Genomic DNA, 13,593 nt, shown 5'->3' with positions numbered 1-13,593 from the left:
CCGCGATCGCCCCCGCTGCCGCGGCGCTGACGATGGTCGCGGTGGCGGTCGCGGGCGCCCTGCGCAGCCGGTGGTTGCGCCACGGCCACCGCGGCAGGCCCGACGGCGTCGTCGCCGTGACGACGCTGGCAGTTCTGTTCGCCGGTGGCGTCGGTATCGCACTGAGTTTCACGGTCCCACCGAGGTGATCCAGTCCAGGACAGACGAGTTCGGCCGAGACGAAGGAGGAGGACGATGCCCGAAGTGACCGAGCCGACCGAGGTGATCGTCGCCGCGCAGCAGCGCGCCGAGACGATGCTGCCGTTCGCCGACGATGCCGACCTTGCCGATTCCCAGCGCGGATTTCTCGCCGCGCTGGAGCCCGGCGTCGTCACCCAGGACGACGGATCCGTGGTGTGGGACAACGACTCCTACGGTTTCCTGCGCGAGCCGTGCCCCGTCTCCGTCCACCCCAGCCTGTGGCGGCAGTCGGGGCTGGTCGCCGCGCAAGGGCTGTACGAGGTGACCGACGGGATCTACCAGATCCGCGGCTTGGATCTGTCGAATATGACTCTGGTCGAAGGCGATCGGGGCGTCATCGTGATCGATCCGCTGATCTCCGCCGAGACCGCGGCCGCCGGTCTGCGGCTGTATCGCGAGCACCGCGGCGACCGCCCGGTCACCGGGCTCATCTACACCCATTCGCACGCCGACCACTTCGGCGGCGCCCTCGGGGTCGCCGACCAGGAAGACGCCGCGGAGGGCCGGATTCCGGTCATCGCGCCCGCCGGGTTCCTGGAACACGCGGTGTCCGAGAACATCTACGCGGGCACCGCGATGGCGCGCCGCGCGGCCTACATGTACGGCGCCGTGCTGCCGAGGGGCCCGCTCGGTCAGGTGGGCGCGGGGCTCGGTCAGACCACCTCGATCGGCACGGTCACCCTGATCGCGCCGACCGTGGACATCACCGAGACCGGCCAGGAACTGACGGTCGACGGCGTGCGGATCGTCTTCCAGATCACGCCGGGCACCGAGGCGCCCGCCGAGATGAACTTCTACTTCCCCGATCGCCGCGCGCTGTGTATGGCCGAGAACGCCACCCACACCCTGCACAATCTGGTCACCCTGCGCGGTGCGCTGGTGCGCGATCCGCACGTGTGGGCCCGGTATCTGACCGAGGCCATCAACCTGTTCGCGCGCGAGTCCGATGTGGTGTTCGCCTCCCACCACTGGCCGACCTGGGGTACCGAGCGGTTGGTGGAATACCTTGCCCTGCAACGCGATCTGTACGGCTACCTGCACGATCAGACGCTTCGGATGCTGAACCAGGGCTATGTCGGCACGGAGATCGCCGAGCAGCTGACGCTGCCGCCCGCGCTCGAGAGTTCCTGGCATGCCCGCGGCTACTACGGTTCGGTCAGCCACAACGTCAAGGCGATCTACCAGCGCTACCTCGGCTGGTTCGACGGCAACCCGGCGCACCTGTGGGAGCACCCGCCCGTCGAATCGGCCCGTCGCCACGTGGAATTCATGGGCGGTGCCGAGGAAGTGCTGCGCAAGGCGCGCGAGTCCTACGCCGCGGGCGACTTCCGCTGGGTCGCGCAGGTCGTCAACTACGTGGTCTTCGCCGAACCCGGCAACGAGGCGGCGAAGGACCTGCTCGCCTCGGCCTACGAGCAGCTCGGATACGGCGCCGAGAACGCGACCTGGCGCAACTTCTACCTCAGCGGCGCCTACGAACTGCGTTACGGCTCGTTCGGCACCCCGACCAAGGTCAGCTCGTCGTCCATGCTGACCGCGTTGAGCATCGAGCAGATCTTCGACGCCATGGCGTTGCGCGTGGACGGCCCGAAGGCATGGGACATGCAGGTGACCACCGACTGGCACCTCACCGACGAGGGCCGCGTGTACCGGCTGGAACTGCGCAACGGCAGGCTGACCCACTACGACCGCCCCAAGAGTGTCGAGCTGCCCGCCGCCGACGCCGAGTTCACCCTCACCAGGGCGACCATGATCCGAGTCCTGTTGCAGGGCGAGGACTTCGGGGTGGCCGCCGCCGCGGGCGACATCGCCATCGAGGGCGATCCGACCAAGCTCGCCGCCCTGGTCGGGGTGTTCGACGAGCCCGACCCGGACTTCGCCATCGTGACACCGTGAGCGGGATGGAAACATGCTGCGCGCGGAGGCGGACGCGCTGACCGCCCCGCTGTAGCTCCGCGCGCCAAGGGATTTCGCTATTCTGGCTGCTGCCGGTCGATTCCAGGCGGTTCATAGGATGGGCGTGGCGGGGTTCGAGTCACTCACCGAGAGATTCCTCGCGGCGCTGCGCCGCGGCGGGGGCGATCTCTCGGCCGCGTGCCAGGCCGCCGTGCAGGTGCTCCCGGTGCAGCGGGCCGCCATCATGATCGACGAACGCGATGTGGGCGTGCAGCCGTGGTGCAGCAGCGACGAGATCGCCGCGCGGGTCGAGACGGTGCAGGCGACGGTCGGGGAGGGACCGGCGGTGGACGCGGTGGCCACCGGTGTGCCGGTTTCCGTCGTCGATCTGACCGCGAACTGCGGACGCTGGCCCGGCTTCGCCGCGGCGCTGTCCCGTGAACCGGTGACCGGCGCGTTGACGGCGATGCCGCTGCGGCTGGGGGCGGTGCGATTCGGCGCGCTGGATCTGTACCGGGCCAGCCCCGGTCGGGTGGACGAGGCCATGATTTCCGCCGGGTTGCACATCGCCGACATCATCACCGCCCACCTGGTATCGGCGCGATCCGGTTCGGCCGAGCACGCGGGCGAGTGGCTGCGCCAGCCGCTGACGAGCGCGTCGATCCACCAGGCCGCGGGCATGGTGATCGCCCAGCGCGGTGTCGGCGCCGCCGACGCCTACGCCACACTGCGGACTTACGCCATGCACCAGGGGATTTCGCTGGCCGAGGCCGCCGAGCGGGTGCTCCGGCGGCGCGTCCGTTTCGACAACGGATCGCGCTGAACCACTACCGCGACGCCTCGCGCTCGGCGGGCGTGGCCAGCACGACCGCCGCATCGACGCTACCCGCCACCACAGCCCCTGCCAGCTCGGCCAGCCGGAGTCCGCATCGCCGTGCGTGGGCCCGCAAGCGCCCGAACGCCTCGGTCATATCGAGATCACCGCGCTCGGCCAGCACTCCCTTCGCTTGCTCGATGACCACCCGATCCTGCAGCGCCACCGGCAATCTGGCCTGCATCGGTTCGATCCGGGGTCGCAGCACGTGTTGTGCGATGCCGATCGCGGCGAGGTCGGCGAGGATCTGCCCGGACCGCACGGCGGCACGGTCCAGTGCGCCCGGCGCGGCGCCGAAAATGGTCAGGGCGCCGATATTGTCGGCGCGCAACCGCAGCGGCAGGGCGTAGGCTGATCGATAGCCGTGTTCCAGTGCGTACCTGGCGAATTCGGGCCAGACCAGGATGGCGGCGGCGAGATCGTCCACGATCGCCGGGCTGCTGGTGCGATAGGCCTGCCGGGACGGCCCGTCGATCGTTTCGACGAGCAACCCTGCTCGCTCGTCGGTGGCGGCCAGCACCCGTAGCTCGCCCCGATGGTCGCCGAGAAACAAACCTGCCTCGGCGCCGCCGGTCAGTTCGGTACACGCGTCGACCAGTTGCTGCGATAGCTCCACCACGTCGAAATCGCTCGTCAGCGTGCCGACCGACCGCACGAGCACGTCCAGCAGCGGCGCGTGTGCTCCCATGTGGGTCTCCCTGAGTGATCGCAGTGGCGGCTGAGTCAAGCGGAAGTGGAGCCTCACCTTTCATGTTTGCACTCGAATAGCGTTCGTGTCGACCGCACTTGCAGCATCATGGGCCGAATCGCCAGGGCAGCAGAGTGTTTCGGCGAGTCGCTCACGGTCCATACCATGGAGTGTTGGACAGGTGCGGTGCGGTATCTCCGAATGGGCGCGGTTCGCCGGTACAGGGGTGGTTCGGTATGTCTGACAGTGCTCTGCTGGTCACGGCCTTGTCCGGGCTCGTCGGGCTGCTGCCCGAACCCGGTGACGTCATCGAGCCGTTGCACCGCGTGATCGACAGTGCCACCGACGCCCTCGACCTGGCTGGCTGCGCCGTGCTGCTCGTGGCCGACGGACACCCCGGCGTCGTCGCCGCCACCCCCGCGGCGCTGGCGGAGGTCGCGCTCAGCCAGCGCAGCAGCGAGCGAGGACCGGCGCTGGATGCCCTGCGCCACGGCGAACCGGTCGCCGTCGCCGACGTCCGCGAGCGGCATGCCGCCTGGCCGGAATACACGAGTGTCGCGGTGCGCCACGGCGTTTGCGCCGTCGCGGAGATTCCGATGCGGTCCGGCGCGACGACGGTCGGCGCGCTGGGCCTGTACGCCTACGACCCGCGCGAGTGGACCGAACCGGAACTGTCGGTGGGCGCGTTGCTGGCGGGCATGACGGCCGGGCACATTCTCACCGCCGAACGGCTGCGGGCTCAGCAGCGGCTGACCGAACAGCTGCAGCACGCGCTGGACTCGCGTGTGCTGGTGGAACAGGCGAAAGGCGTGATCGCCAACGCGCGCAACACGACACCGCAGGCCGCTTACGAGCTGATCCGGGCGCACGCCCGCCGTAACCGGGTGAGCGTGCACGCGGTCGCGGGCGGCATCGTCGAGCTCGGTCTGCGGATCTGAGGTTTGCTCGCGGCGCCGAACTCGGCTGCCGGTCCGGATTCGGCGTTCGGAACTGAGTCCGAAGCGGCGGCGCGGGCCCGAACCGACCGGTAGTCTGGCTACTGGCGGTTGTCCGAAACCCATGCCCCCGGACCGGAATCCGCAGTCGACACCACCGTCCGTGTCCTCGACGGGTGGTCCATTCGTCAGCGTCCGCTGCCATCGGGGGCATCATGGTTTCGCTAGCTCTGTCTACATGCACGTCCATCCACCACCGGATTCCGGACACCGTCACCAACGCCGAGTTGGTGCGCCGGATCGGCGTCGGCGATCGCGACGCCTACGCACTGCTCTACGCCCGAACCCGTCCGCTCGTCTTCGGGCGAGTGCTCGCGATCGTGCGCGACTATGACTACGCCGAGGAGACCTGTCACGACGTCTACCTCCAGGTCTGGCGCAGCGCAGCAGGTTTCGACGAGCGCCGCGGCTCGGTGACGACCTGGTTGGGGATGCTCGCGCACCGGCAGGCCGTGGACCGGGTGCGCCGGGAACGCGCCGCCTCCGATCGCGACCAAGCCTGGGCCGCAGGCGATTACGGGCCACCCGCCGACCACGTCGCCGACGAGGTGCTGCGCCGTCACGAATACCGCAGCGTACGAACCGGACTGGCTGCACTGACCCCACTGCAACGCGAATCCGTCCTGCTCGCCTACTACCACGACCTCACCTACCCGCAGGTCGCCGAACTGCTCGGCGTCGGCCTCCCCGCCGTCAAATCCCGCATCCGATCGGGCCTGGCACAGCTGGCATCTGTGCTCGCGGCCGCAGTATGAGGGCGCCCCCGGGCTCGGGACGCCCGTTGGTGACTTGCCGCGGTTCAGTGGGCGCTGTGCTGCGGTGTGGTGGAGGCGAGCCCGATCTACGGCTGAGTGGGCAGGGTGGCGAGGTAGCGGCCTGCCATGACGCGCTGCAGGAGCCGAACCAGCGGGCCGCCGAGTTCGGTGTACCAGGCGCTGGGCTGGGAGAAGGCCGTGACCAGTCCGTGGACCGAGTCGTCGGCGGGGTCGTACTCGACCGCGAACAGTTCCTCGCCGATCTCGGGATGGCCGGGGAGTGTGCCGTAGGCGAAACCGCGCCGGTTCTCGTCGTCGTCGAGTACGTACACCACGCGGCAGGGCGCCACGATGGCGAGCGGACCGATTCCGAGGCGCACGGTGAGCAGGGTGCCCGGTTCGGCCGTCGGCGTGCTCGCCTGCCCGAAGATGCCGACGCCCTTCTGCATCCGATAGGCGAGGATCTCCGCGCCCGCCCGCTCGAACAGGTCCCTTCCGTTGCCGAGACGACGGCGCAACCGGAAGCGGTGATACCCCTCGGGGAGTTCACCCCTGGTGGCGCCGAGCTCGCGATAGGTGAACCAGGGACCGCCGAGCGCATTCTCCATCTCTCGATCATGGTCCGGTTGCGGGCGGCAGGGAAGCGACCCGCGCATCGGATGCTCTCGTGATGTTGCGCGGCGGCCCCGCTCGAGCTGCGACTCGATGATGTGAGATCCGATCGTGGCGTCGCTCGTATTCGGAACCGAACGGCGGTCGTTCTCGACCGTGCCGGGCTTCCCAGGTGGCGGACGTGCCCGCGATGTTGCCCGGCGACACGGTCTGCGCTGCGACTCGGCGATGTGAGAACCGATCGTGGCGCGGCCGCGCTCGGAACCGCCCGGCGGTTGTTTCCGACCGGACTTTTCACGCGGTCGCCTCCACCGGTTCGAGACGCAGCGGCGCGAAGTGCAGCAATCCGAGCGGATCCAGGTATTCGGGCCGCCCGCGCCGCCCGGCCTCCCGGCGCAGACCCCAGTGCAGACAGGCGGCAGTCGCGCACCCCGCGTGTCCTTCCTCCAAAGTCCCGATCGCGGCGCCCCGCGCCACCCGTACCCCGACCGAGACCCGCGCCCGAACCGGCTCGTAGGTCGTCCGCAGCCCGCCAGGATGGTCGATCGACACGACCGGCTTTCCCGCCACCGTCCCGGCGAAAACCACGATCCCGGCTCCGGCGGCCACCACCGTCTGCCCGGGTGACCCGGCCAGATCGACACCGCGATGGCCGGGCAACCAGTCCTGCGCCGGCGGCTCGAACCGCCGCTCCACCGCGGGCCGCGGCCGCAGCGGCCACCCGAACTCCCCGCCCGGCGCAGCCGCCGCCATGTCCGCTGAGACCGCGAGCAGGGCTACGACGAAAGTGAGGAGAACCGCCCATCCCGACATCCGCCGTAGCGATTCCGGCGGCTCCAACCGTCGCCTCATGGACCGAATTGCAGTCGCGCGTCCGGCACATGCAGGGGTAGCGGTGCGCGTTGGAGGAATGGCAGGTCGCGCGCGCGAAGCGGCAGGCACGCCGACCCAGCGCAGGCCGGATCAGAACTCGACGGCGGCCGTCCGTGCGCCGTCGCGGGGCGTGCGACGCCCAGCGCAAGCACGAACATCAGCGGGAGAATCACGGTGATCGAGAGGGAAAGTCGGTGCATGGGTTCGACCTTCGTGTGTTCGAACCTCGCGGAACATCCCCGATGCGGCGTGTGGGGACAACTCTCGCGCCTGTGGAAATCGCGTGTTTCGGCTGGTCGCAGCGCCCTGACCAGGGTGATTTAGGTCAGGGGCGCACCTGGTCGTAGACTGATCAAGCGGTCTGTGCCCGGCACGGACCGACTTCGCGCGCCACCCGTGCTTGTTCGTAACGGCGCCGTTCGAACCTCAGCTCCCGAATTCCGAGAGTGCTCGTTCGCGGCAGTGCCTGTGGGAACAGGGAATCGTCGGCTGGTCCCGATCGGTGATCCGATCGGGTCCGACGATTCGGAGGCGCCAGGGCAGCGGGTCGCCGACCCACTGTGTCAACCGGCAACGAAAGAGAGATACGGGAGCTATGGCTGTCGTAACAATGAAGCAGCTGCTCGACAGCGGCGCGCACTTCGGACACCAGACCCGGCGCTGGAACCCGAAGATGAAGCGGTTCATCTTCACCGACCGCAACGGCATCTACATCATCGACCTGCAGCAGACGCTGACCTACATCGACAAGGCCTACGAGTTCGTCAAGGAGACCGTCGCCCACGGTGGCACCGTTCTCTTCGTCGGCACCAAGAAGCAGGCCCAGGAGTCGATCGCGGCCGAGGCGACTCGCGTCGGGATGCCCTACGTGAACCAGCGTTGGCTGGGCGGCATGCTCACCAACTTCTCCACCGTGCACAAGCGCCTGCAGCGCCTCAAGGAGCTCGAGGCCATGGAGCAGACCGGTGGCTTCGAGGGTCGCACCAAGAAGGAAATCCTCATGCTCACGCGTGAGATGAACAAGCTGGAGCGGACCCTCGGCGGTATCCGCGACATGCAGAAGGTGCCCTCGGCCATCTGGGTCGTCGACACCAACAAGGAGCACATCGCCGTCGGCGAGGCGCGCAAGCTGAACATCCCGGTCATCGCGATCCTGGACACCAACTGCGACCCCGACCTGGTCGACTACCCGATCCCGGGTAACGACGACGCGATCCGCTCCGCCGCGCTGCTGACCAAGGTCGTCGCCTCCGCGGTGGCCGAGGGCGTGCAGGCGCGGGCTGGTCTGGCCTCCGGCGACGACAAGCCGGAAGCGGGCGCGGGCGAGCCGCTCGCCGAGTGGGAGCAGGAGCTGCTGGCGCAGGCCGCTCCGGGCGCCGAGGCGTCCGCCGAGACCCCGGCCGAGGCCTGAGACTCGTAACCCGCTGTTCCAGCGGTGATCATCGTGCAATGTCAGGGTGATCACCGCTGCCCAGTAACTGAACTTCTCCAAAGGAGGCTCGCCGCCGATGGCGAACTACACCGCTGCCGATGTGAAGCGGCTCCGGGAGCTGACCGGCTCCGGGATGATGGACTGCAAGAAGGCACTCGAAGAGACCGACGGTGACTTCGACAAGGCCGTCGAGGTCCTGCGCATCAAGGGCGCCAAGGATGTCGGCAAGCGCGCCGAGCGCGCCACCGCCGAGGGTCTGGTCGCCGCGCAGGACGGCGTGCTGATCGAGATCAACTCCGAGACCGACTTCGTCGCCAAGAACGACGAGTTCCAGGGTCTGGCCAACCAGATCGTCGCGGCCGCCGCCAAGGCTCGCCCCGCCGACCTGGACGCGCTGAAGGCCGTCGACCTGGGCGGCAAGACCGCCGACCAGGCCGTGCAGGAGCTCGCCGCGAAGATCGGCGAGAAGCTGGAGCTGCGCCGCGCCGTGTCCTTCGAGGGCCCGGTCGCGACCTACCTGCACAAGCGCTCCTCGGACCTGCCGCCCGCCGTCGGCGTGCTGGTCGAGTACCAGGGCGAGGGCGAAGCCGCGGCCGAGGCCGCTCGCGCCGCCGCCATGCAGATCGCCGCGCTGAAGGCCAAGTACGTGACGCGCGACGAGGTTCCCGCCGAGGTCGTGGAGAACGAGCGCCGTATCGCCGAGCAGACCGCTCGCGAGGAGGGCAAGCCCGAGGCCGCCCTGCCGAAGATCACCGAGGGCCGCGTCAACGGCTTCTTCAAGGACGTCGTGCTGCTCGAGCAGTCGTCGGTCACCGACTCGAAGAAGACCGTCAAGGCCCTGCTGGACGAGGCCGGTGTGACCGTGAGCCGCTTCGCGCGGTTCGAGGTCGGCCAGGCCTGACAGCCGTGGAAGGCCCCTCATCCGTCCCACGACGGATGAGGGGCCTTCTGCTGTCCGCGTCCGGCGGATGCCACACCCCGATTTCCGCACGAGCATGGTGTCGGAGGGGGTCTTCTGCGGTCGCCGAAACCGAGTAAGGCAGGATAGTCACCGCCTTGTGTTGCGGTATCGCAAACTTATCCGCTTCGCCCCTGCTGTCTCACCATGCTGAGAACATCACCATCGCCGAAGGAGAAGAGCACCGATGACGGACCCGGGGACCGACCGCCCAGGATATCGCCGGGTATTGCTCAAGCTGGGTGGTGAGATGTTCGGCGGCGGCAAGGTCGGCCTGGATCCGGACGTCGTGCAGACCGTCGCCGAGCAGATCGCCGAGATCGTCGAGACCGGTGTGCAGGTGGCCGTGGTGATCGGCGGCGGCAACTTCTTCCGCGGTGCCGAGCTCGAAGAGCGGGGCATGGAGCGGGCCCGCTCGGACTACATGGGCATGCTCGGCACCGTGATGAACAGCCTTGCGCTGCAAGACTTCCTGCAGAAGCAGGGCATCGACACCAGGGTGCAGACCGCGATCACCATGGGCCAGGTCGCCGAGCCGTACCTCCCGTTGCGCGCCAAGCGCCACCTGGAGAAGGGCCGTGTGGTCATCTTCGGCGCGGGCATGGGCATGCCGTACTTCTCCACCGACACCACCGCGGCGCAGCGCGCCCTGGAGATCGGCGCCGACGTGGTGCTGATGGCCAAGGCGGTCGACGGCGTCTTCACCGCGGATCCGCGGGTCGACGAGACCGCGACGATGTACACCGAGATCACGCACAAAGAGGCCATCGAGCGCGACCTCAAGGTCGCGGACGCCACGGCCTTCAGCCTGTGCATGGACAACCAGATGCCCATCCTGGTGTTCAATCTGTTGACGAAGGGCAATATTGCCCGGGCGGTCGCTGGTGAGAAGATCGGCACATTGGTTCGGTCCTGACGCCGCGACCCGCGGTTCATGACGATGACGACGCTGTGGAGGAAACGGTCGTGATTGAAGAAGCGCTCTTCGATGCCGAGGAGAAGATGGAGAAGGCCGTCTCGGTAGCGAAGGACGACCTTGGGACCATCCGAACCGGACGCGCGAATCCGGGCATGTTCTCCCGGGTCGTCGTGGACTACTACGGATCGCCCACCCCGGTTACCCAGATGTCCAGCATCACGGTGCCCGAGCCGAGGATGGTGGTGATCAAGCCGTACGAGGCCAATCAGCTCGGCCCGATCGAGACCGCGATCCGCAACTCGGATCTAGGTGTCAACCCCACCAACAACGGCGACATCCTGCGCATCAGCATCCCGCAGCTCACCGAGGAACGCCGCCGTGAGCTGGTCAAGCAGGCCAAGGCCAAGGGCGAGGACGCCAAGGTCGCGATCCGCAATGTGCGGCGCAAGGCCATGGACGAACTCTCGCGCATCCAGAAAGATGGCGAGGCGGGTGAGGACGAGGTCGGGCGCGCCGAGAAGGAGCTCGACAAGACCACCGCCAAATATGTGAGCCAGATCGATGAGCTGGTCAAGCACAAAGAAGCCGAACTGCTCGAGGTCTGATTACAGATCCGAGGGCCCGCACGGGCGGGGGACGAGGAACAACGAGTGAGCGACGGGACAATCGTGGCCGACAATGCCGCCGCAACGGGTGCGGCCGAGGAGCCGACGCCGGGGAGCGGTGCCGACGAAACGACCCGGAGCCATTCGGGTGACTTCGCGGCCGGACAGTTCCACGCCGACCATTCCGTGCCCGCCGAGCCCGTGGTCCCGGTGCCCGCCGCCACGACGTCGCGGGCGGGTCGGAATCTGCCCGCCGCGCTCGCGGTCGGCTTCGGGCTCGGCCTCTCGCTCATCGCGATCCTGTTGTTCGCGCCGCTGGTGTTCATCCCGGTCGCCGCGACCGGTGTCGGCGTGGCCACCTGGGAGGTGGCCAAGCGGCTGCGCGAGGCGGACGTGCTCGTCCCGCGCATCCCGCTCATCGTCGGCGGGCAGGCGGTGTTCTGGCTCGGGTGGCCGTGGGGCGCGAGCGGTGTCGCGGGCGCCTTCGCGGCCACCGCGCTGACCTGCATGGTGTGGCGCCTGTTCGATCACGGCTTGCAGACCGCGCCGCGGAACTTCCTGCGCGACACGGCGATCGCGGTCTTCACGCTCGCCTGGATCCCGCTGCTCGCGTCGTTCGCGACGCTGCTGCTGCTGGAGCCCGACGGCAACCTGCGGGTGCTGACGTTCATGATCCTGGTGGTCTGCTCCGACGTGGGCGGCTATGTGGCGGGCGTGCTGTTCGGCAAGCACCCGATGGTGCCGTCGATCAGCCCGAAGAAGTCCTGGGAGGGTTTCGGCGGCTCGCTGGTGTTCAGCGTCATCGGCGGTCTGCTGACGGTCACCCTGCTGCTCGACGCGAATTCGATGATCGGCGTGGTGCTCGGTGTCGGGCTGGTGCTGGTCGCGACCGTCGGGGATCTGATCGAATCGCAGATCAAGCGCGAACTCGGCATCAAGGACATGGGCACCCTGCTGCCAGGGCACGGCGGCATCATGGACCGGCTCGATTCGATGCTGCCTTCCGCGTTCGTCTCCTGGCTGGTGCTGAGCACCCTGCTCTGACGGGTGCGGCCCGCGGGCAACATGGCGCCAAATCCCGGCGACCGCGATAGCGATCGTCCATGATCGAGGCATGCCCACGAATGCCGAGCACGAGCCGGAGGCCAGCCGGCGCGACCAGCCGACCGGCGGGGCAACCCCGCCGACGCCGCGTACTCCGTCGTCACCGCCGGCGACCAAGCCCGCCATGACCGGCGCCAAGCCCTCGATCTCCTCGCGCACCGGCTACGCCTGGGTCGGGCTCGTGACGGGCGCACTGATCCTGGTCGTGGTGCTCATCTTCATCCTCCAGAACCTGGAGACCATCCGGGTGAGCCTGTTCTTCTGGGAGTTCAACCTGCCCATCGGCGTCGCGGTGCTGCTCTCGGTGATCGCAGGGGCGCTGGTGATGGCCCTGGTCGGCGGCATGCGCATCCTGCAGCTGCGCCGCGCCGCCAAGCACTGACCGCCGTCAGCTCCGTGCTCGCCGCACGCCATCGCCGACCTGATCCAGGAGGCCGCGCGCGATCTGGGCGGTGACGGGCCTGTGTCCTCGCGCACTGTTTCGGCCTGAGCATTCGGGAGCCAGGGGCGGATGAGAGACTGGAACAACTATGACCGCCTCCCTTCCCCTGGTTTTCGATGCTCCGCGCCGCGGCATGCCGCCGCGGCATCTCGCCGATCTCGATGCCGAGGGGCGGCGCGCCGCGGTCGAGGAGCTCGGCCTGCCCAAGTTCCGCGCCGACCAGATCGCCCGGCAGTACTTCGGTCGGCTGCAGGCCGATCCCGAGCAGATGACGGATCTGCCCGCGCCGGTGCGGGAGAAGATCGGCGCGGCGCTGTTCCCGCCGCTGCTCTCCGTGGTCAAGCACGTGGCCTGCGACGACGGCCAGACCCGCAAGACGCTGTGGCGGGCGGGTGACGGCACGCTGCTGGAGAGCGTGCTCATGCGCTATTCCGACCGCAACACCCTGTGCATCTCCAGCCAGGCGGGCTGCGGCATGGCCTGCCCGTTCTGCGCGACCGGCCAGGGCGGGCTCAACCGCAACCTGTCCACCGCCGAGATCGTCGACCAGGTGCGCGCGGCCGCGGCCGCGCTGCGCGACGGCGAGGTGGCAGGCGGCGAGGGCAGGTTGTCCAACATCGTCTTCATGGGCATGGGCGAACCGCTGGCCAACTACAAACGCGTGGTCGCCGCGGTACGCCGCATCACCTCGCCCGCGCCGGACGGCCTCGGCATCTCACAGCGCAATGTGGTGGTGTCGACCGTTGGCCTGGCCCCCGCCATCCGCAAGCTGGCCGACGAAGATCTGTCGGTGACCCTCGCGGTCTCGCTGCACACTCCCGACGACGAACTGCGCGACACCCTGGTGCCGGTGAACAACCGCTGGCCGGTGGCCGAGGTACTGGACGCGGCGCGCTACTACGCCGACAAGTCCGGTCGCCGGGTGTCGGTGGAGTACGCGCTCATCCGCGACATCAACGACCACCCGTGGCGGGCCGACATGCTCGGCGCGAAGCTGCACAAGGCTCTAGGCTCGCGCGTGCACGTCAACGTCATCCCGCTCAACCCCACCCCGGGCAGCAAGTGGGACGCCAGCCCGAAGCCCGTTGAGCGCGAGTTCGTCCGCAGGGTCAACGCCCAGGGCGTGCCGTGCACCGTCCGTGACACCCGCGGTCAGGAGATCGCCGCCGCCTGTGGGCAGCTGGCCGCCGAGAACTGAAT

Annotated in this window: 15 protein-coding genes; 12 read left to right on the top strand and 3 right to left on the bottom strand. The window is 68.6% G+C overall.

Translation table 11 applies throughout. From position 1 onward, the window contains the following. The 3 genes from NL1_RS38300 to NL1_RS30295 all read left to right on the top strand — a co-directional run. Positions 1–188 (top strand): hypothetical protein (locus NL1_RS38300; RefSeq protein WP_162272782.1); only part of this gene is annotated, 188 nt, incomplete at its 5' end. Positions 189–234: 46 nt separating this feature from the next. Then, positions 235–2,136, top strand: a complete 1,902-nt coding sequence (locus NL1_RS30300) for an alkyl/aryl-sulfatase (RefSeq protein ID WP_067846518.1) — start codon at positions 235–237, stop codon at positions 2,134–2,136. A gap of 124 nt (positions 2,137–2,260) precedes the next feature. After that, the gene (locus NL1_RS30295; protein ID WP_162272781.1) at positions 2,261–2,959 is read left to right on the top strand and encodes a GAF and ANTAR domain-containing protein; all 699 of its coding nucleotides are present in this window, start codon (positions 2,261–2,263) and stop codon (positions 2,957–2,959) included. 4 nt (positions 2,960–2,963) lie between these two features. On the opposite strand, the gene NL1_RS30290 is transcribed toward NL1_RS30295, so the two are convergent. Continuing rightward, positions 2,964–3,698 carry a GAF and ANTAR domain-containing protein gene (locus tag NL1_RS30290; RefSeq protein ID WP_067846511.1) on the bottom strand — a complete coding sequence of 245 codons (735 nt, stop codon included), beginning with the start codon at positions 3,696–3,698 and terminating at the stop codon, positions 2,964–2,966. 236 nt (positions 3,699–3,934) lie between these two features. Here NL1_RS30290 and NL1_RS30285 point away from each other — a divergent pair, with 236 nt between their 5' ends. Next, positions 3,935–4,636 carry a GAF and ANTAR domain-containing protein gene (locus NL1_RS30285; protein WP_067846508.1) on the top strand — a complete coding sequence of 234 codons (702 nt, stop codon included), beginning with the start codon at positions 3,935–3,937 and terminating at the stop codon, positions 4,634–4,636. A gap of 212 nt (positions 4,637–4,848) precedes the next feature. Beyond that, on the top strand, positions 4,849–5,448 hold the full coding sequence (locus tag NL1_RS30280; RefSeq protein ID WP_067846505.1) for a sigma-70 family RNA polymerase sigma factor: 600 nt from the start codon (positions 4,849–4,851) through the stop codon (positions 5,446–5,448). An 86-nt stretch (positions 5,449–5,534) separates the two neighbouring features. Here NL1_RS30280 and NL1_RS30275 read toward each other — a convergent pair whose 3' ends face one another. Next, the gene (locus NL1_RS30275; RefSeq protein WP_067846501.1) at positions 5,535–6,056 is read right to left on the bottom strand and encodes a DUF1990 domain-containing protein; all 522 of its coding nucleotides are present in this window, start codon (positions 6,054–6,056) and stop codon (positions 5,535–5,537) included. A gap of 298 nt (positions 6,057–6,354) precedes the next feature. Then, positions 6,355–6,912, bottom strand: coding sequence for a M23 family metallopeptidase (locus tag NL1_RS30270; RefSeq protein WP_084511142.1), 558 nt, complete (start codon positions 6,910–6,912; stop codon positions 6,355–6,357). Positions 6,913–7,528: 616 nt separating this feature from the next. Here NL1_RS30270 and rpsB point away from each other — a divergent pair. The 7 genes from rpsB (at position 7,529) to rlmN (ending at position 13,591) form a co-directional block, all read left to right on the top strand. After that, the gene (gene rpsB, locus NL1_RS30265; RefSeq protein WP_067846494.1) at positions 7,529–8,344 is read left to right on the top strand and encodes a 30S ribosomal protein S2; all 816 of its coding nucleotides are present in this window, start codon (positions 7,529–7,531) and stop codon (positions 8,342–8,344) included. A 97-nt stretch (positions 8,345–8,441) separates the two neighbouring features. Continuing rightward, positions 8,442–9,266 (top strand): translation elongation factor Ts, encoded by an 825-nt coding sequence (gene tsf / locus NL1_RS30260; RefSeq protein ID WP_067846491.1) that lies wholly within the window; start codon positions 8,442–8,444, stop codon positions 9,264–9,266. Positions 9,267–9,510: 244 nt separating this feature from the next. Further along, positions 9,511–10,239, top strand: a complete 729-nt coding sequence (gene pyrH / locus NL1_RS30255; RefSeq protein WP_067846487.1) for a UMP kinase — start codon at positions 9,511–9,513, stop codon at positions 10,237–10,239. A 50-nt stretch (positions 10,240–10,289) separates the two neighbouring features. Further along, a complete protein-coding gene (gene frr / locus NL1_RS30250; RefSeq protein WP_067846533.1) occupies positions 10,290–10,847 on the top strand; it encodes a ribosome recycling factor in 558 nt (185 codons plus the stop codon). Between the two features lie 45 nt (positions 10,848–10,892). Next, complete coding sequence (locus NL1_RS30245) at positions 10,893–11,891, top strand: phosphatidate cytidylyltransferase (protein WP_218024510.1); 999 nt, start codon at positions 10,893–10,895, stop codon at positions 11,889–11,891. A 70-nt stretch (positions 11,892–11,961) separates the two neighbouring features. Then, positions 11,962–12,333, top strand: a complete 372-nt coding sequence (locus NL1_RS30240; protein ID WP_084511138.1) for a LapA family protein — start codon at positions 11,962–11,964, stop codon at positions 12,331–12,333. A gap of 148 nt (positions 12,334–12,481) precedes the next feature. Further along, on the top strand, positions 12,482–13,591 hold the full coding sequence (rlmN, locus tag NL1_RS30235) for a dual-specificity RNA methyltransferase RlmN (protein ID WP_067846484.1): 1,110 nt from the start codon (positions 12,482–12,484) through the stop codon (positions 13,589–13,591). Positions 13,592–13,593 lie beyond the last annotated feature (2 nt).

Source organism: Nocardia lijiangensis NBRC 108240 (assembly GCF_001613045.1).
In the GTDB taxonomy this organism is placed as follows: domain Bacteria; phylum Actinomycetota; class Actinomycetes; order Mycobacteriales; family Mycobacteriaceae; genus Nocardia; species Nocardia lijiangensis.
The sequence above is the reverse complement of the archived record's forward strand: the minus strand, read 5'-3'. Positions and strand labels throughout refer to the sequence as shown.

Excerpts from the sequence above, each read along its gene's own strand:
- NL1_RS30300 (WP_067846518.1), top strand. The coding sequence starts at position 235 with ATGCCCGAAGTGACCGAGCCGACCGAGGTGATCGTCGCCGCGCAGCAG.
- NL1_RS30290 (WP_067846511.1), bottom strand. The coding sequence starts at position 3,698 with ATGGGAGCACACGCGCCGCTGCTGGACGTGCTCGTGCGGTCGGTCGGC.
- NL1_RS30285 (WP_067846508.1), top strand. The coding sequence starts at position 3,935 with ATGTCTGACAGTGCTCTGCTGGTCACGGCCTTGTCCGGGCTCGTCGGG.
- NL1_RS30280 (WP_067846505.1), top strand. The coding sequence starts at position 4,849 with ATGGTTTCGCTAGCTCTGTCTACATGCACGTCCATCCACCACCGGATT.
- NL1_RS30275 (WP_067846501.1), bottom strand. The coding sequence starts at position 6,056 with ATGGAGAATGCGCTCGGCGGTCCCTGGTTCACCTATCGCGAGCTCGGC.
- NL1_RS30270 (WP_084511142.1), bottom strand. The coding sequence starts at position 6,912 with ATGAGGCGACGGTTGGAGCCGCCGGAATCGCTACGGCGGATGTCGGGA.
- rpsB (WP_067846494.1), top strand. The coding sequence starts at position 7,529 with ATGGCTGTCGTAACAATGAAGCAGCTGCTCGACAGCGGCGCGCACTTC.
- tsf (WP_067846491.1), top strand. The coding sequence starts at position 8,442 with ATGGCGAACTACACCGCTGCCGATGTGAAGCGGCTCCGGGAGCTGACC.
- pyrH (WP_067846487.1), top strand. The coding sequence starts at position 9,511 with ATGACGGACCCGGGGACCGACCGCCCAGGATATCGCCGGGTATTGCTC.
- NL1_RS30240 (WP_084511138.1), top strand. The coding sequence starts at position 11,962 with ATGCCCACGAATGCCGAGCACGAGCCGGAGGCCAGCCGGCGCGACCAG.
- rlmN (WP_067846484.1), top strand. The coding sequence starts at position 12,482 with ATGACCGCCTCCCTTCCCCTGGTTTTCGATGCTCCGCGCCGCGGCATG.